Genomic DNA, 16,156 nt, shown 5'->3' on the forward strand with positions numbered 1-16,156 from the left:
GCAATGCTCGACGCCTACCCCGCCTCCCCCGATACTTACATCTATGGCCCGATCTGCGTGACCGAACACGAGCGTGGCCATGGCCTGGCGCAACTGATGTTCGATGAACTGTGCCGACTTGAGCCCGACCGCGAAGGCATCCTGTTCGTGGGCAAGAGCAACGAGGCCTCGATGCACGCGCATCTGAAGATGGGCATGAAGGAAGTCGCATCCTTCACCCACCATGGCAGCGAGTTCGCGGTGTTCTCGTTCAGAGGCCAGCCGGCGTCCTGAACGCAACCGCCGGGCACCTTTGGCCCTGTACCGAAGTCCTAACCCACAGCCCCTCTCCCTTTCTGATCACACAAGGCCTTACCCATGCAACGTTTCGCCAAACTGCTGTTGCCCCTGTTGATGGCCGGTGCCCTGGTCGCGTGCGATCAGAAGGAAAGCCGCGAAGACAAGATCGTCGCCAATCTGCCGATCCAGCAGGCGTACGACAACAATGTCGAAAAGATCGCCACGGTACTCGAAGAAACCCACCCGCGCGTGCCGAAAGACAAGATCAAGGAAGTGGTGCGCCGCCACCTCACCGTGGAGGACCAGCACCGCGATCTGTTCAAGCTCTACAGCGAGAAAAACTTCAACGATCAGGAGTTCGACACCATCGTCGAGGCCACTCACGACCCGAAGAAGGCCCGCGACCTGAACAGCACTGAAGAAGGCAAGCAGCTGAGCACCAAGCTCACCAAGCTGATGATCGAAAGCGCCGAGGACCCCAAGACCCAGGCCGAGGCAAGCACGCGCATGCAGCAGGTGGAAAGCGACCTGGCGGCACTCGAGAAGGCCACGCCATGACCCACCCGCGCCTGGGCTTCGCCTGCAAGTACCGTCACAGCCTGCACAGCCTGTCGGTGAAGCAGCTGGAGGTCATCGAGAAGGCCTTCAACCCGCGTACCACCACCTTGCGCTGGCTGTCCGGGGCCACGGTCCAGGCGGCCCGGGCCAAGCTGGCCGAACTGGTGGAGCACAATCTCGAGTCCCAGCTGCGCCTGATAGACTATGTGGCGGGCTTGCCGCCGGTGCTGCACATGCTCCGGCTGAGCAGCGACCTGCTGCCGCTGTACAGCCATCCGGATGCGGCGCACTTCTACCAGGACCCCGCCATGCAGCAGCGCCTGCGGGCCGGGTTCGCCGCGATCGGCGAGCGCGCCCGTGCAGCCGATATCCGGCTGTCGTTCCATCCAGGGCAGTACTGCGTGCTGGGCTCGGACAAGCCGCAGGTGGTCGAGAACAGTCTCGCTGAGTTCGAGTACCACGCGGACATGATCCGCATGATGGGCTACGGCCAGCGCTTCCAGGACTTCAAGTGCAACGTGCACATCGCCGGCCGCCTCGGCGTCGAGGGCACGCGCGCGATCTGGCCACGGCTGTCGCAGGAGGCGCGCAACACCATCACCTTCGAGAACGAAGAAAAGACCTACGGCGTGAATGACTGCCTGCAACTGGCCGACCTTGCGCCGGTGGTGCTGGACATTCATCACTGCTGGATCAACGAGAACGACTACATCGACCCGCATGACCCGCGCGTGGCGCGCATCATCGACAGCTGGCGCGGCGTGCGCCCGGTGATGCACTTCTCCCAGCCGCCCGAGTCGCTGATGGACGCGGGCTTCACGGCGCAGCAGAAGCTGGAGATGCCCGCGCTGCTGGAAAAGGTCAACAAGCGCGACCTGTACCTGCACAGCGCGCGCATGTGGAACGACTGGACCAACCGCTACGCGCTGCAATTCCTGGATCGCTTCGACATCATGTTCGAGGCCAAGGACAAGAACCTGGCGACGCTGGAATTCTACCTGCGCTACGGGGATGCACTGCCAAACCGCTAACAGGCGGTCCGGCAGCTCACACTTACTCGTCGTTAGGCTTCAACGCCTTTTCGCCGATGTCATGCTCACCCAGTTTCTCCCTCACCGCGTGCACCAGCTCAGGCGAGACCGCCGAACCATTGTTCGACCAGCCCTGGCGAACGAAGGTGGCGAGCTCGGCCACTTCCGCGTCATCCAGGCGCTGGGCGAAGCCGGGCATCGGCAGCACCGACGGCGCCCGCTCGGTCGACGGGGTTTGCGCACCGGCGAGGATTACGTGGACCAGGGCCGTGGCATTGTCGGCATTGACGATCGAAGCACCGTCCAGACGCGGGAACACCTGCTCGGCGCCCTGCCCCGCCACGAAGTGGCACGCGCCGCAGTTGTCGACGTACAGGCGTTCGCCCAGGGTCAGGTCCTTGGCGGCGGTGAGCTTGCGGGTAGTGGCTTCGCTACGCTCGGCGACATGCGCGTGGACGGGCTGGCCATCCTGGGCAAGCGACTTGAGGTAGACGGCCATGGCCAGCAGGTCTTCGTCGCTCATGTGCGAGGTGCTGTTGACGACCACGTCCTTCATTTCACCGGCAACCGAGGCCTTGCTGTTACGGCCACTGCCCAGGTACTCGACGATGTCCTGCTCGGACCAGTGCTGCATGCCGCGCAACGCGGGCACCGCCCAGCCGTTGAGCTCGGCACCGGTCAGGTAGCCGCTGGCGTGCTCGTCGAGGCCTTTTTCCTGCATGGTCAGGGCACGTGGCGTGTGGCACGAGCCACAGTGGCCAAGGCCTTGCACCAGGTAGGCACCGCGGGCGATCTGTTCGTCATCGGCCTTGGCCTGAGAGGCGGCAGCCTCGGGGTCGGGCAGCGGCGAGAACAGGCTGCGCCAGTAGGCCAGCGGCCAGCGGATCGACAGCGGCCAAGGGATGTCATTCGCCTTGTTGGCTTGCTCGACCGGCGCCACGCCTTTCATGAAGTAGGCATACAGCGCCTGCAGGTCGGCGTCGCTGACCTTGGCGTAGGACGGATATGGCATCGCCGGGTACAGCGCGCTGCCGTCGTGGCCGATGCCGCGGCGCATGGCGCGCTCGAACTCGCCATAGGTCCAGCCGCCGATGCCGGTGGCCTTGTCCGAGGTGATGTTGGTGGAGTAGATCGTGCCGATCGGCGACTCGATCCCCAACCCGCCCGCGAAGGGTTTACCGCCATCGTGGCTGGTGTGGCAGGCCACGCAGTCACCGGCGCGCGCCAGGTACTCACCTTTGGAAACCAACTCTGGGGTGATGGCCAGGGGCAGTTGCGCGGTGGCGTCGCCGGTGCGGTTGAGCACGAAGCTCATCGCCCAGGCCAGCAATGCCACGACGACGGCCAGCACCAGCAGCACCAGCACGACGGAACGGGACTTGGATTTCATCTGCGCGCTCCTCATGCCTGCACCAGCGGACCAGGGTTCTTGATGTACTGATCCTTGATCGCCTGAGCGGCGAACAGGGTCAGGGCGCCGATCAGCGCGGTGGGGTTGGCCTGGAAGTTCTGCGGGAAGGCGTTGCCGCCCGGCACGAACACGTTGTGCACGTCCCAGCTCTGCAGGTAGCGGTTGAGCGCGCTGGTCTCAGGCGAGTCACCCATGATCGCGCCGCCCACGTTGTGGGTGGAGACGTATTTGGTGATGTCCCAGTGCGAGTCCATCGACAGGAAGCTCTCGCTGTAGCTGTCCGGGCCAAGCTCCTTGGTGATGTCCATGACGATGGTGCGCAGGTACTGCTGCAGCTTCAGCTCGTTCTGTTTCCAGTCGAAGGTGATGCGCAGCAGCGGCTGGCCCCACGGGTCCTTGTAGTTCGGGTCGAGGTCCAGGTAGTGATCGCGGTACGACATGCAGCCGGTCGAGATGCTGATCTTCATCGAGTGGCCGTACCAGTCCTGCATGCCCTCCTTCCAGCCCTGGCCCCACTCCGGGGTGCCGCCTGGCAGCGCGGTGCCGATCGGCGTACCGGTGGCCTGGGAGCTGTGGATCTTGGCGCCGCCGATCACGCCCAGGGACGGGCCGTCGAAGTTGCCTGGCGAGATGTCGTTGAACATCTGCCCGGTGGCGCCGGCGGTGGCGAATGGGTTGAACTGCTTGTCCTTGAAGAACAGCGTGTTGCCGCCAACGCTGAGGAAGGCATAGTTGCGCCCGATGGTGCCGGTGCCGGTCAGCGGGTCGTAGGGCTTGCCGATGCCCGAGAGCAGCATCAGGCGCACATTGACGAACTGGAAGCCCGCCAGCACGACGATCTTGGCCGGCTGGAACACCTCATTGCCCTGCGCGTCGGCGTAGGTGACGCCCTTGGCGGTCTTGCCGTCGGCGTGCAGGTCGACGCGCAGCACGTTGGCGTGGGTGCGGTAGTCGAAGTTGGGCATGCGCTTGAGCGCGTCCATCACCGCGGTCTGCGGCGAGGCCTTGGAGTAGTTCAGGCACGGGTACTTGCTGCAGTAGCCGCAGTAGTTGCACGGCGCGATCTGGTTGCCGTAGGGGTTTTTCCAGGCACGCGAAACGTTCGCCGAGGGGTTGGGGAACGGGTGGTAACCCAGCTTGCGCGCGGCGTCGGCGAACATCGTGTTGTTCAGCGTGTCTTCCAGCGCAGGCAGCGGGAAGGGGCTGGAGCGCGGCCCTTCGAACGGGTCGCCGCCTTCGATGATGCGCCCTTGCAGATTGCCGGTATTGCCCGACAGGCCGCAGATCTTGTCGAATTTGTCGAGGTACGGCTCGATCTCTTCCCACGTGAAGGGGTAGTCGCGGATCTGCATGCCTTCTTCAAGCTGGCCACGGGTGTAGGCCTGGTCGGCGTAGGTCTTGAGCTTGATGTCGGTCGGCGTAGGACGGATCAGCACGCCGGTCCAGTGCAGGCCCGAGCCGCCAACGCCGGTGCCGGGCACGAAGGCGCCCCACTGGCGGGTCGGCAGCGCCGTCTGGCTGCTGTTGTGACGCACGGTGAGCGCGCCGTCCTTGGGCGTGACCATGATCTTGTTGCGCACGCCATAGGCGTACTGGTCGGCAGGCTTGGGGTAGGTGAAGTCGGCGTTGTTGCGGTCTTCACCGCGTTCCAGGGCACGAACCTTGAGGCCTGCCTGGGCGAGCTCGATGCTCATCAGCGAGCCGGCCCAACCGAGGCCGACTACGACGACATCGACTTCGTCATTGGTAATGTTCGACATAAAAAAAACCTTTGCTTGGCGCTGACGCGTGGCGAATGTTCAGCCGCGATCGCCGCTGAGACTGACCGGCCCGAGTGGGTACTGGACGTTGTGCTGGGCGACCCATTCCAGGTAGCTGGCACGCGCGCCCGGGAAGCCGATGGCGATCCAGGCCTTCATGCCCTTGTTGCCGCCGTAGATCGGGTCGGCCAGGTAGCCTTGGCGCGAGTGATTGAGCAGCTCGCTGAAGAAGGCCTTGCAGTTGAGGATGTCCTCACCGTGGGCGGCGAAATTCACCTCGCCGGCCTGCAGCTTCTTGAGCACCTGATCCTGAGTGGCGGCGTCGAGCAGCGCGAAGCGCTTGCCGTGGGTAGCCTGGCACCAGGCTTCGGTGGCGGCGATGCCCTTGTGGTAGATCTCTTGCGGCAGGTACGGCAGCTGGTAGCCCATGGTCGCTGGCGCTTTGACGTCGAACGGGCCCTCGAGGTAGATCTCGCTGCCCAGGTCGCTGGCCAGCTGCTGGTCGAGGAAGATCGGCACGTTGGTTTCCAGCGCGCCAGGGCCACGGCCTTCGGACGGGATCAGGCGATCACAGGCCGACAGGATGAAGGGCCACTCGACAGGGCTGAAAAAGGTCGGCGAGTAGCCTTCCAGGCTCGGGGCCACCATGTCGGCGGCCATAGCCGCGCTTAGCCCCTTGACGGTCACGCCTAGCGCAGGCAGGGCGATCAGGGAAGAAAGCAGGAACTTTCTTCGTGATGTTGGCTTGGACAACAGCATGTAAAGGTCACCTATGACTGCTCACAGAAAACCCGGGACGAGGCATGACAATCCGTTGCAAACCCTTGACGCAGCCGACATCGCCCTTCATGGCAGGGGCATTCGGGTCGGTGCGTGGGGTTCCGGAGGGCCTGCGTCATGACGCGAGGCGGTGCTCAAGGGCACTTCCGGAACCGGGCTGGCGGGCCTTCATGGCCGCTCTACTTGTAGTGGTCTGCAACGGGGCGGCTGGTTAACCAGCTCTTCATGGAGGGTGCGATATCCACGGGGATACCGGCTGCTCATCACGGGGCCCGAATCGTAACAGCTTTGAGCCCCCCTGTAACAATTCGTTTCAAGCAATTTGTCAAGGTAACGATTGTCGCAGGTGGGTGTCCGTTTCGTAGGGCTTTGCTGACTTAGAACTGTAACTTTCCGGACATACGATTGACGCAGATCTGACACATATTTTACCGGTCGGCCTTCGGGCCTTTTACATGGATGAACCGTCTCATGCGTCGTGTTGTATTCAATCAGAAAGGTGGCGTGGGCAAGTCCAGCATCGCCTGCAACCTTGCCGCGGTCAGTGCCGCCGAGGGCTACCGGACGCTGCTGGTTGATCTTGATCCTCAGGCCAACTCGACCCACTACCTCACGGGGCTGGCCAATGACGACATTCCTGCCGGCATCGCCGACTTCTTCAAGCAGACGCTGTCGAGCAACGCGCACGGCAAGAAAAACCGCGTCGCCATCACTTCTACCGGGTATAGCAATCTCGACCTCATCACCGCCAGCCCCGAACTTGCCGACCTGCAGTCCAAGCTCGAGAGCAAGTTCAAGATCAACAAGCTGCGCAAGTTGCTGGTGGAGCTGTCCGAGGACTACGAGCGCATCTACATCGACACCCCGCCTTCGCTCAACTTCTACACCTTCAGCGCGCTGGTCGCTGCCGACCGGCTGCTGATCCCTTTCGATTGCGACAGTTTCTCGCGCCAGGCGCTGCTGAGCGTGATCGACCAGGTGGATGAACTTCGCCAGGATCACAACGACAAGCTGGAGATTGAAGGCGTGGTCGTCAATCAGTTCACCTCCCGAACCAGCTTGCACCAGGGACTGGTCGATGAACTGGTGGCAGAGGGACTGCCAGTGCTGCCGGTGTACCTGAGCAGCTCGGTGAAGATGCGCGAGTCGCACGAGGCTTCGGTGCCGCTGGTGCACCTGGCGCCTCGGCACAAGCTGTCGCTGGAGTTCATGGACCTGCTCGGCGCGCTGGAACGCGCGGCCTGAGGTGCTGCGGACAGCACTGACGGTGCAAGTAGCGAGGTTGAGCTACGCTCAGGGAGTCTGTACATGGCGGAGATATCCATGAAGATTGTGATGACGAGCGTACTCGTCGACGACCAGGCCAAGGCACTGACCTTCTATCGGTACGTGCTGGGCTTTGATCTCAAGCAGGACATTCCCCTGGGCCAGCACCGCTGGATTACCCTCACCTCCTCGGCGGACCCGGAGGGTGTCGAGCTCGTGCTGGAGCCTGATGCCCACCCGGCGGCGAAGGCCTTCAAGGCAGCGCTCAAGGCCGATTCCATTCCCTACACCTCGTTTGGCGTCAGAAACGTCCAGGCAGAGTACGACCGGCTCTGCGCCGCCGGCGTGCACTTCACCCAATCTCCAACCGACCTCGGACAGGTCACGGTCGCGGTCTTCGACGACACCTGCGGCAACCTCATCCAGATCATGCAGAAGCATGCGCACAGATAATGCATCCTTTCGGCGCGGCTAATCCCTGTGAAAGCAACTGTCTTCCACCGAGGTAACCAAACCCCGGCCCGGCATCGCCGGGCCCTGTGGGAGCGCGCCTCGTGCCGCGAAACGAGGGCGTAGCCCTCGCCAAGGCGCAGGGCTACCGTGTTGTGCGGTGGTGGCAGGAAGCACCGAATGCAGCCAGCTGCTCTTGCAGCGCCTATTAAATTCCAGGACCGCTTCGCGCCCCATCGCGGGACAAGCCCGCTCCCGCAGGTTTCGGGCTCTCTGCCTCATGGAAATCTGAGAATTTGAATCGCTATTCCCCCTGTTGAAGATGACTTCCGGTAACCTGTGCGCCGCTAAAACGCTCATGGAAGAGCGAAGTCCAAACTATTGATCAAGGAAGTGACCCACCATGTCGCCAAATCGCGCGCTGCCCCTGTTGTCTGGCCTGCTGGCATTGTCCATGCTTCCAGGCTGCCAGACGAACAACCCCGCAAGCACCCCGGACGCCGAAACCCGTGCCGCCCAGGCCCAGGCCAAAACCACGTTCGTCAGACAATTCCAGCAGGTACTCATCCATGACCTGGCCGCGGCCAACCGTGACGGGCTGAGCGGCTCGCTCAGTCTGATGGTCACCCTCGACCGCCAGAACCGGCCAGTGGCGTGCGAGGTCCAGCGCACCAGACCCAGCCTGCTGAAAAACCTTCCCCAGGGGCAGTCCGCCTTTTACCCCCAGGCGCTGTCCGATCTGGTCGTCGAGCAATGCTGGAAGGGCATCTATCCGCGCGTTCCCGCCCACATGATCGGGGACGACAAGACAATCGATGTGCTCGCCCCCCTTTTCGTCCTGCCTCAAGGTCCTGAAGGCATGTCCGCCGGATGGCGGACGGACAATGCCAGGCGCGACTTTTTCTGGCAGCAGCTGATGCGCGAGCAGCCGGTGGACAGCATCGGCGTGGCAAGCGTCATCTACCGCGGCGATGCGCAGGGCAAGGTACTGGACTGCGTCGCCAACCTGCACCCCAACCCCCTGCGTCCAGACGCCTATAAGGTCAACGGTACCCTGCAGGAAACCCTGAGCACCCGCTGCAAAGCGCTCGACCTGCGCGCCATGCCAGGCTTCGAGCCCGACGCCCAGGGCATGGTCCTGGGTTCTGTGCTGGTCGAGTACGCGCCGTGGAAGGTGGGCCGTCGCTGAGCCGATCAGCATGCCCTGACGGTGTGGGCCCGATCGCGGCACAAGCCCGCTCCCACATGGGGTGGGCAGAAACCTCGAACCAACCCCCTCGCCATGCAGTCGGTAATTCTACGAGGGGCATTTCGCCAGCGGCCTGCGCCCGCTGCGCGATGCCCTGCTGTCGAACTGTCTTTGAGTGGGGTCTCATGAACAAACCGCTTGTGCTTTCACACCAGCAAGGCACGCCAGTACGTGACGAACACGGCTATCTGCCCTTGGAAAGCTACGGCGCCCTGGGCGATGGGCGCTCGGTGGCCCTGGTAGGCTGGGACGGCTCGATCGACTGGTGGTGCGTGCCGCACATGGATTCACCGCCGCTGTTCGATCGCTTGCTGGCACCCGATTCAGGCGGCTTCTTCCAGCTATGCCCTGAACAGCCCTACACCGTCGAACGCTGCTACCGCCCCGACAGCAATGTGCTCGAAACCGTCTTCATCACCGCCACCGGCCGGGCGCGCATGGTCGAGTCGCTCAACAGTGGCCCGGCCGGCCGCCTGCCCTGGGCCGAGCTGGGCCGGCGCGTCGAAGGCATCGAAGGCGAGGTGGTATTCAAGATTGCCATCGACTTCGGCACTCAGGCCGACAAGGTCTGCCCCTATCTGTCGTCGAACGGCAATGGCAGCGTGTTCCATGCTGGCAAGATCCTCGGGATGTTCCTGCACAGCGAGCGCCTCGAGGTCGAACGAGAAGACGACCTGGGGGTACGAGCCCGCCTGCGCATCGGCGCCGGCCAGCGGGAAGTGCTGGCGATCATCGCCGGGCGTGACGAGCCGCTGGTGGTGCCGCCCCTTGATCTGATCGACGAGCGCATCGACGGCTCTGACCGCGAGTGGCGGCAGTGGACCGAAGGCCTCATCTACAACGGTGACTACAAGCCCCTGGTCACGCGCAGCGCCCTGGCGCTCAAACTGTTGCTGTCCTCGCCCAGCGGCTCGATCATGGCCGCGGCCACCACGTCGCTGCCCGAGCGCATCGGCGGCGACAAGAACTACGACTACCGCTTCGCCTGGATCCGCGACGCCGGGTACACCATCGAGGCATTCCTGAGCATCGGCGCGCAACCCGAAGCCAAGGCCGCGTTCACCTGGCTGATCCACCGCCTGGGCGAACACGGCCCGCATGTCTGCTACACCCTGGACGGTTGCCTGGGCACCGTCTCGGAACGCATCGACCTGCCGGGCTACAAGCACTCGCCGCCGGTCAAGGGCAATGACGCGGTGGAGCAGAAGCAACACGGGATATACGGCGATATCTTCGAGACCACGCGCTGCTTCATCGACTCTGGCAACATTCTCGACGCGAACAGCGCGATGATCCTCGCGCAACTGGCCGACCAGTGCGCGGACAGCTGGCGGCTCAAGGACTGCGGCATGTGGGAACTGCCCGAGGAACAGCACTACACGATGTCGAAAATCAGCTGCTGGCAAGCGCTGAGCCGGGCCGTCGAACTGGCTGAAGGCGGACATCTGCCGACCACTTGCTGCGAGCGCTGGAACCGCGAGCGCCAGCGGATCCTGGAGTGGATCGATGAACATTGCTGGTGCGAAAAACGCCAGGCCTATGTGTTCTACCCCGGCACCGAGCGGCTGGATGCGTCCATCGCCCTGGCCGTGCGCTTCGGCTTCCCGCGCCAGGAGCGCTTGCTCGCCACCGTGCAGGCGATCGAGGACGAGCTGGGCTGCGGCGCGTTCCACTACCGCTACAGCGAAGTTCACAGGGAGGAAGGCTGCTTTCTCGCCTGCACCTTCTGGCTGGCCGAGGCCAATGCCCTGCTAGGCCGCAAGGAACGCGCGACGGCAATGTTCCTCGACGCGGCCGAAGGCCTGAACCGTGGGGTGGGTATCTATTCGGAAATGGTCGACCCGCACACGCTGCAGTATCTGGGCAACCTGCCCCAGGGGCTGACGCACCTGGCGCTGCTGGGCACGGCCTGCACGTTGTCGGGCTGTAGCCGCCAGCGCTGAAACCCCTGCCAAGGTGGAGCCGGCAGGCGCCAGCTCCACCGGGGAGCTTATTCGGTAGGGTCTTCGGTATCGATGTAGTCCGGCACCTTGGCCAGCGGGAACTGTCGCTGCTGGTCGCGCCTGGCGCGGCGTTTGGCCGTCAAGGGCTCCAATGGCTGCGACTTGCCGGTTTCCAGCGCCTTTTCGATGGCCATCAGCACCCGCACGTCACGCCAGCCCTCGTCGCCGTCCGGCTCTGGCGGCACATCGTTGAGAATGCAGTCCGAGAAATAGGCGGTTTCCCCAGCGAACTGGTCCACCACCGGGTGGACATGCTCCTGGGTGTCATCGCCAATGGTCGCGCGGTATGTGATCGACACCCCCTCGCCATAGCCAAAGCACGGCGAGGCGTCGATCTGGCCTTCGCACCCCAGCAGCTGGAAGCGTTCGCTGTCCGGCAGCACATAGCTGACCGTGAACTGCGCGAGGCGCTCGCCAGGGAAGCGCAGGGAAACAGTGACCGTGTCCCAGGTACTCATCTTGCTGCCAGGCGACTTGGTGCCCAGAGCGCTGACTTCGATCGGCTCGCTGCCAAACAGTTGCCGGACCATGTTCAGCGGGTACGGGCCCATGTCGGTCACAGGGCCTGCGGCAAAGCCGTTTTCGGCGCGGTGGTTGCTGGGCTTGACCGTCTGGGTGAAGGTCGAGGTGAACAGTCGGGGATCGCCAAAGTCCCCGTCCTGGACGCGTTGGATCATCTCCAGGGTGCCCGGCTCGCAGTGCAGCCGGTATGCGATCATCAGCTTGGCCCTGGAGCCGCGGCCAGCCTCGATCATCGCCTGGCAGTCTTCCTCGGTGCTGGCCATGGGCTTTTCCAGCAGCACATGGATACCCGCTTCAAGGGCAGGAACGACGAATTCGCGGTGCAGGAAATTGGGCGTGGCCACGTAGACCGCATCGATCTCGCCCGAGGTCAGCAGCGTGGCGTAGTCCTCGTAGCGGTAGGCCTTGAGATGGTAGTGCCGGGCCAGCTTGTCGGCCTTGACCGGGTCGCCGGTCACCAGCGCCGTGATGACCGAGTTTTGCGTCTGACCGACGCCAGGCATGAACGCGCCCTGGGAAATCGAACCGCCGCCGACCACGGCGTAGCGAATCCTGCCTTCGGAATCAGGCATCCTGAAGTCTCCTTGTCGATGGGCAGACGACTGACTGCCCCTTCACGATTGGCCGTGGCGGACGTCACGAGTTCATTTTGAATGACGACCCTCGACCGCAGGCCCCGTACCGGCCGCAGCGCCGTGGGCCAGGACCCGCGACCGGCCGAGAAGTACTGCCACAGTGGCCGAGGATGTTTCGCGACCGTTGGTCAGCCAACCCCCCTGGTGTGCGCGCCGGGTCCAAACTCGTTTAGCCAGCAGTGTGATTCCATTTTTGAAGGCTTGCCCCCTTCTGCCGGGAGAACATCATGCTCGATCATATTGCGCTCGGCATTCTCATCTTCGCCGCGATTGTCCTGTTCTACGGGATCATCGTCCTGCACGACATTCCTTATGAAATCGCCGTACACCGCAAGCACCCCCACCAGGACGCCATTCATGCAGCAGGCTGGGTGAGCCTGTTCACCCTCCATGCGCTGTGGCCGTTCCTGTGGATCTGGGCAATGTTGTACCGAGAGGACCGGGGCTGGGGGTTTGCCACGGGCAAGCAGGCGGGCACGCCTGAAACGGACCTCATCCAGGAGCTGGCCGAGCTGCGTCAGCGGGTCCAGCAACTGGAGGATCGAGCCGGGCCGGAGCCCCGCGCCGACCGTGGGACGTAACCCATGGACCTGCTGCTGATCCTCACCTACTCCGCCATCTGCGTGACCATCTTCAAGGTGTTCCGCATTCCGCTGAACAAGTGGACGGTCCCCACCGCGGTGCTCGGCGGCGTCGTGTTGATCGGCACGCTGATCCTGCTGATGAACTACAACCACCCCTATTCGGAAGTGGCGCGCTCCTACTTCGTCTCGGTGCCGGTCATCCCGGTGGTCACCGGACGCGTGGTGGAGGTGCCGGTGCGCACCAACACCCTCCTTGAACCGGGCGACGTGCTGTTTCGCATCGACCCCGAGCCCTTCGAGAACCGGCTCAAGTCACTCAAGGCCCAGCAATTGGCCGCCCGCGGCGACCTTTATCGGATCAACGAGCTGATCAAGCGTAACTTCGGCACGCGCCGTGAACAGGAAGCGGCCATCGCCCGGGTGGATGACTTGCAGGCGCAGATCGACAACGCCCAGTTCGAGCTGGACAACACGGTGGTACGCGCGCCCAGCCGAGGGTTCGTCACCCATGTGTCGCTGCGTGCCGGGATGATGGCGAGCAAGCTGCCGCTGCGCCCCTCGATGGTGTTCATTCCCCAGGAGGGGCATTACTTTGCGGCGTGGATGCGGCAGAACAGCCTGCTGCGCCTGAGCCCGGGCGATGAGGCCGAGGTGGCGTTCGACGGCATTCCCGGACGCGTGTTCAAGGGGCGGGTGAAGGACGTCATCGCGGTCATTGGCGAGGGGCAGGTGCAGCCTTCCGGCACCCTGCTCAGCTACACGGGCCTGCCGCCACCCGGCCGGGTACCGGTGATCATCGAAATCACCGACCCGGACTATGCGCAATACGCCGCCCTCCTGCCCGGCGGCGCCTATGGCCAGGCAGCGCTGTACAGCCAGCACTTCCACCACGTGGCGGTCATGCGCAAGATCCTGCTGCGCATGGCGGCGTGGATGAACTACCTGTTTCCGTTCCATTGATTGCCCTCTGCGGCGGCCGCCCGCACGTTGCTGCCCTTGAACCGTGCAAACCTTCCATGAGTTGTCCCGTTCGTTATAGAGCGCGCTCATCGCCAGTGCCACAGTATGCAAAAAACAAGGAACTGGCAGCATGTACAGAAATACGTCCACTCCCGCTGACGACAACGGCTGCGGCTGGTTCCACCTCAGCCCGCCGCGCACCCCGCGCCCCGCCCATAGCGGTCGCAGCAAAGCGCGCTGGGTGGTGCTGGGCGCCGGATTCACGGGCCTGGCCGCAGCCCGCCAGTTGGCATTGAAATACCCGCAGGATCCGATCGTGCTGATCGAGGGCCAGCAGGTGGGCTTTGGCGCCTCGGGGCGCAATTCAGGGTTTGCCATCGACCTGCCCCATGACATCGGCGCGCCCGACTATATTGGTGACCTGGCCACGGCGCGGATGAACCTGAAGCTCAATCACCTTGCCCAACGGCTGATCCGCGCGCTGGTGGCCGAGCACGGCATCGACTGCCAGCTTCGCCCCGACGGCAAGTACCAGGCGGCGGTCGAGGACAAGGGACTGGCGGTGCTGGCCGCCTACCGCAGCGGGCTGGACAAGCTGGACCAACCCTACGAGATGATCGACGCGCGCGATGTGCCCCAGCACCTGGGCACGGCCTTCTACCGCCAGGCCCTCTACACCCCGGGCACCCTGCTGCTGCAGCCGGCGGCACTGGCGCGTGGCCTGGCCGACAGCCTGCCGGCCAACGTCAGCCTCTACGAGCACACCGTGATCACGCACCTGGAGCAGGGCGACAAGATCACCTTGCGCCACGCGGGCGGCGAGATCGTCGCCGACGAGTTGCTGCTGTGCAACAACGCATTCGCCTCGCACTTCGGGTTCCTGCCAGGCCGCTTGTTGCCCATTTTCACCTACGCCAGCATGACCCGTCCGCTGACCGAGGCGGAGCAACGGCAACTGGGCGGCAAGGACACCTGGGGCATCATTCCCGCCGACCCGTTCGGCAGCACTTTGCGCCGCACCCCCGACCAGCGCCTGCTGGTCCGCAACAGCTTGAGTTTCAACGCCAACGGCCAGGCCCAACAACGCCACCTGGACCGCGCGGCACGCCAGCACCGCGCCTCGTTCGAGCGGCGCTTCCCGATGCTTCCCAGCCTGCCGTTCGACTACACCTGGGGCGGTTCGATGTGCCTGTCGCGCAACCACCTGTCGTACTTCGGCAGTCTGGCGCCGCGGGTGCACGCGGCGCTCTGCTGCAACGGCCTGGGGATTACCCGCGGTACCGCCACCGGCACCTTGCTGGCCAACTGGCTGGCGGGCGAGCGCGACGAGCTGACCGATTTCCTGCTGGCCTCCCAGGGCCCGAATCGCAACCCGCCCGAGCCGCTGCTAAGCCTTGGGGTGAACTTCAACCTGAGCCTGGGCCAGCGCCGCGCGGGGCTGGAAGCCTGAAGGGCCACGCCATCCTATCAATTGTCATCCCCGTAATAGCGGCCCCGGCGCGGTGCTGAGCATCATGCGCGACAGACCCACGATAAAGGATTCGTCACGCATGACCCCCGTCACCAAAAGCAGCTACGTCGATGGCGCCTTCGTTTCCACCGCCGGCGCCAGCGACCTGCTGGACAACCGCAATCCGTCCGATCCGCAACAGGTGATCGAGCGCTTCGCCCGCGCCGACCAGGCCCTCACCGAACAGGCCATCGCCGCTGCCCGCCGCGCCCAGCCGGGATGGGCACGAAGCAATCCGCAGCAGCGCGCCGATGCCCTGGACTTCATCGGCAGCGAGATCCTCGCCCGCCGCGACGAGCTGGCCACCCTGCTTGCCCGCGAGGAAGGCAAGGTGGTGCGCGAGGCGCTGGGGGAAGTCGACCGCGCCGGCCGCTCGTTCAAGTTCTACGCCCAGGAGGCGCTGCGGGCCGAGGGCGAGAAGTACCAGTCGGTGCGCCAGGACGTCGGCATCGATGTATTCACCCAGCCGCTGGGGGTGATCGGCATCATCGCACCCTGGAACTTCCCGATCGCCATTCCGGCGTGGAAGATCGCCCCGGCGCTGTGCTTTGGCAACTGCGTGGTGTTCAAGCCGGCTGAACTGGTGCCATCTTCGGCCTGGGCGCTGGCGGAGATCATTTCCCGTGCCGGCTTGCCGGCAGGCGTGTTCAACCTGCTCATAGGGCCCGGACGCAGCGTGGGCGACACGCTGATCCGTTCGCCGCAGGTCGACGCCATCAGCTTCACCGGCTCCGAGCACACCGGTCGCCAGATCGCCCGGCTGGCGGCGGAAGGCATGAAGAAGGTGCAGCTGGAAATGGGTGGCAAGAACCCGCTGATAGTCCTGGACGATGCCGACCTTGAGCAGGCCGTCGAGGTCGCGCTCAATGGCTCGTTCCACAGCACCGGCCAGCGCTGCACGGCAAGCTCCCGGGTGATCGCCACCGAGGGCATCCACGACGCCTTCGTGGCACGCCTGGCCGAGCGCACCCGTGCGCTGAAGGTGGGCGATGCGTTGCAGGCATCGACCGATATCGGCCCGGTGGTCGATGCACGGCAGCTGGAGCAGAACCTGTCGTACGTGGCCAGCGGCATCGAGCAAGGCGCCACACTGGTGTGTGGCGGCGAGCGAATTGAAAACAGCGCCGGCGCGCATCTCTTCACCCCGGCGCTGTTCAC

At 64.2% G+C, this 16,156-nt stretch carries 14 protein-coding genes and 1 pseudogene; 11 read left to right on the top strand and 4 right to left on the bottom strand.

Annotated elements, in window-relative coordinates; genetic code table 11:
• The 3 genes and pseudogenes from VJS90_RS02040 to uvsE form a co-directional block, all read left to right on the top strand.
• A pseudogene (locus VJS90_RS02040) lies at positions 1-273 on the top strand (GNAT family N-acetyltransferase); the annotation flags it as partial.
• Positions 274-357: 84 nt separating this feature from the next.
• Positions 358-837 (top strand): hypothetical protein, encoded by a 480-nt coding sequence (locus VJS90_RS02045; protein ID WP_324118593.1) that lies wholly within the window; start codon positions 358-360, stop codon positions 835-837.
• Positions 834-1,868 (top strand): UV DNA damage repair endonuclease UvsE, encoded by a 1,035-nt coding sequence (uvsE, locus tag VJS90_RS02050; RefSeq protein WP_324118595.1) that lies wholly within the window; start codon positions 834-836, stop codon positions 1,866-1,868. Before VJS90_RS02045 ends, uvsE begins: the two co-directional genes overlap by 4 nt.
• Positions 1,869-1,890: 22 nt before the next feature.
• Here uvsE and VJS90_RS02055 read toward each other — a convergent pair whose 3' ends face one another.
• The 3 genes from VJS90_RS02055 to VJS90_RS02065 form a co-directional block, all read right to left on the bottom strand.
• Complete coding sequence (locus VJS90_RS02055; protein WP_414704886.1) at positions 1,891-3,183, bottom strand: c-type cytochrome; 1,293 nt, start codon at positions 3,181-3,183, stop codon at positions 1,891-1,893.
• Positions 3,184-3,269: 86 nt separating this feature from the next.
• Positions 3,270-5,039 (bottom strand): GMC family oxidoreductase, encoded by a 1,770-nt coding sequence (locus VJS90_RS02060; RefSeq protein ID WP_324118599.1) that lies wholly within the window; start codon positions 5,037-5,039, stop codon positions 3,270-3,272.
• A 39-nt stretch (positions 5,040-5,078) separates the two neighbouring features.
• On the bottom strand, positions 5,079-5,798 hold the full coding sequence (locus tag VJS90_RS02065; RefSeq protein ID WP_324118600.1) for a gluconate 2-dehydrogenase subunit 3 family protein: 720 nt from the start codon (positions 5,796-5,798) through the stop codon (positions 5,079-5,081).
• Positions 5,799-6,290: 492 nt separating this feature from the next.
• Between VJS90_RS02065 and VJS90_RS02070 the strand changes: the two genes are divergently transcribed.
• The 4 genes from VJS90_RS02070 to VJS90_RS02085 all read left to right on the top strand — a co-directional run bounded on the left by VJS90_RS02070 (position 6,291) and on the right by VJS90_RS02085 (position 10,727).
• On the top strand, positions 6,291-7,064 hold the full coding sequence (locus tag VJS90_RS02070) for a ParA family protein (RefSeq protein ID WP_324118602.1): 774 nt from the start codon (positions 6,291-6,293) through the stop codon (positions 7,062-7,064).
• Positions 7,065-7,142: 78 nt separating this feature from the next.
• Positions 7,143-7,538 (top strand): VOC family protein, encoded by a 396-nt coding sequence (locus tag VJS90_RS02075; RefSeq protein WP_324118604.1) that lies wholly within the window; start codon positions 7,143-7,145, stop codon positions 7,536-7,538.
• Between the two features lie 400 nt (positions 7,539-7,938).
• The gene (locus VJS90_RS02080) at positions 7,939-8,724 is read left to right on the top strand and encodes a hypothetical protein (protein WP_324118606.1); all 786 of its coding nucleotides are present in this window, start codon (positions 7,939-7,941) and stop codon (positions 8,722-8,724) included.
• Positions 8,725-8,972: 248 nt separating this feature from the next.
• On the top strand, positions 8,973-10,727 hold the full coding sequence (locus tag VJS90_RS02085; RefSeq protein ID WP_324118619.1) for a glycoside hydrolase family 15 protein: 1,755 nt from the start codon (positions 8,973-8,975) through the stop codon (positions 10,725-10,727).
• Positions 10,728-10,774: 47 nt separating this feature from the next.
• On the opposite strand, the gene VJS90_RS02090 is transcribed toward VJS90_RS02085, so the two are convergent.
• Entirely contained in the window at positions 10,775-11,881 is a 1,107-nt protein-coding gene (locus VJS90_RS02090) for a Gfo/Idh/MocA family oxidoreductase (protein WP_324118608.1), read from the bottom strand.
• A 290-nt stretch (positions 11,882-12,171) separates the two neighbouring features.
• On the opposite strand from VJS90_RS02090, the gene VJS90_RS02095 reads away from it, so the two are divergent.
• From VJS90_RS02095 to VJS90_RS02110, 4 genes are all read left to right on the top strand, one after another.
• A complete protein-coding gene (locus tag VJS90_RS02095; protein ID WP_324118611.1) occupies positions 12,172-12,525 on the top strand; it encodes a DUF3302 domain-containing protein in 354 nt (117 codons plus the stop codon).
• 3 nt (positions 12,526-12,528) lie between these two features.
• Complete coding sequence (locus VJS90_RS02100) at positions 12,529-13,488, top strand: HlyD family secretion protein (RefSeq protein WP_324118613.1); 960 nt, start codon at positions 12,529-12,531, stop codon at positions 13,486-13,488.
• Between the two features lie 130 nt (positions 13,489-13,618).
• Positions 13,619-14,938 carry an FAD-binding oxidoreductase gene (locus tag VJS90_RS02105; protein ID WP_324118615.1) on the top strand — a complete coding sequence of 440 codons (1,320 nt, stop codon included), beginning with the start codon at positions 13,619-13,621 and terminating at the stop codon, positions 14,936-14,938.
• 100 nt (positions 14,939-15,038) lie between these two features.
• A partial coding sequence (locus VJS90_RS02110) for an aldehyde dehydrogenase family protein (protein ID WP_324118617.1) occupies positions 15,039-16,156 on the top strand: 1,118 nt, incomplete at its 3' end.

It is taken from the genome of Pseudomonas sp., from assembly GCF_035277045.1.
In the GTDB taxonomy this organism is placed as follows: Bacteria; Pseudomonadota; Gammaproteobacteria; order Pseudomonadales; family Pseudomonadaceae; genus Aquipseudomonas.

What these genes read in the sequence shown, in the direction of transcription:
- VJS90_RS02090 (WP_324118608.1), bottom strand. Translation starts at nt 11,881, where the DNA reads ATGCCTGATTCCGAAGGCAGGATTCGCTACGCCGTGGTCGGCGGCGGT.
- VJS90_RS02055 (WP_414704886.1), bottom strand. Translation starts at nt 3,183, where the DNA reads ATGAGCTTCGTGCTCAACCGCACCGGCGACGCCACCGCGCAACTGCCC.
- VJS90_RS02070 (WP_324118602.1), top strand. Translation starts at nt 6,291, where the DNA reads ATGCGTCGTGTTGTATTCAATCAGAAAGGTGGCGTGGGCAAGTCCAGC.
- VJS90_RS02065 (WP_324118600.1), bottom strand. Translation starts at nt 5,798, where the DNA reads ATGCTGTTGTCCAAGCCAACATCACGAAGAAAGTTCCTGCTTTCTTCC.
- VJS90_RS02100 (WP_324118613.1), top strand. Translation starts at nt 12,529, where the DNA reads ATGGACCTGCTGCTGATCCTCACCTACTCCGCCATCTGCGTGACCATC.
- VJS90_RS02045 (WP_324118593.1), top strand. Translation starts at nt 358, where the DNA reads ATGCAACGTTTCGCCAAACTGCTGTTGCCCCTGTTGATGGCCGGTGCC.
- uvsE (WP_324118595.1), top strand. Translation starts at nt 834, where the DNA reads ATGACCCACCCGCGCCTGGGCTTCGCCTGCAAGTACCGTCACAGCCTG.
- VJS90_RS02095 (WP_324118611.1), top strand. Translation starts at nt 12,172, where the DNA reads ATGCTCGATCATATTGCGCTCGGCATTCTCATCTTCGCCGCGATTGTC.
- VJS90_RS02060 (WP_324118599.1), bottom strand. Translation starts at nt 5,039, where the DNA reads ATGTCGAACATTACCAATGACGAAGTCGATGTCGTCGTAGTCGGCCTC.
- VJS90_RS02080 (WP_324118606.1), top strand. Translation starts at nt 7,939, where the DNA reads ATGTCGCCAAATCGCGCGCTGCCCCTGTTGTCTGGCCTGCTGGCATTG.
- VJS90_RS02105 (WP_324118615.1), top strand. Translation starts at nt 13,619, where the DNA reads ATGTACAGAAATACGTCCACTCCCGCTGACGACAACGGCTGCGGCTGG.
- VJS90_RS02075 (WP_324118604.1), top strand. Translation starts at nt 7,143, where the DNA reads ATGAAGATTGTGATGACGAGCGTACTCGTCGACGACCAGGCCAAGGCA.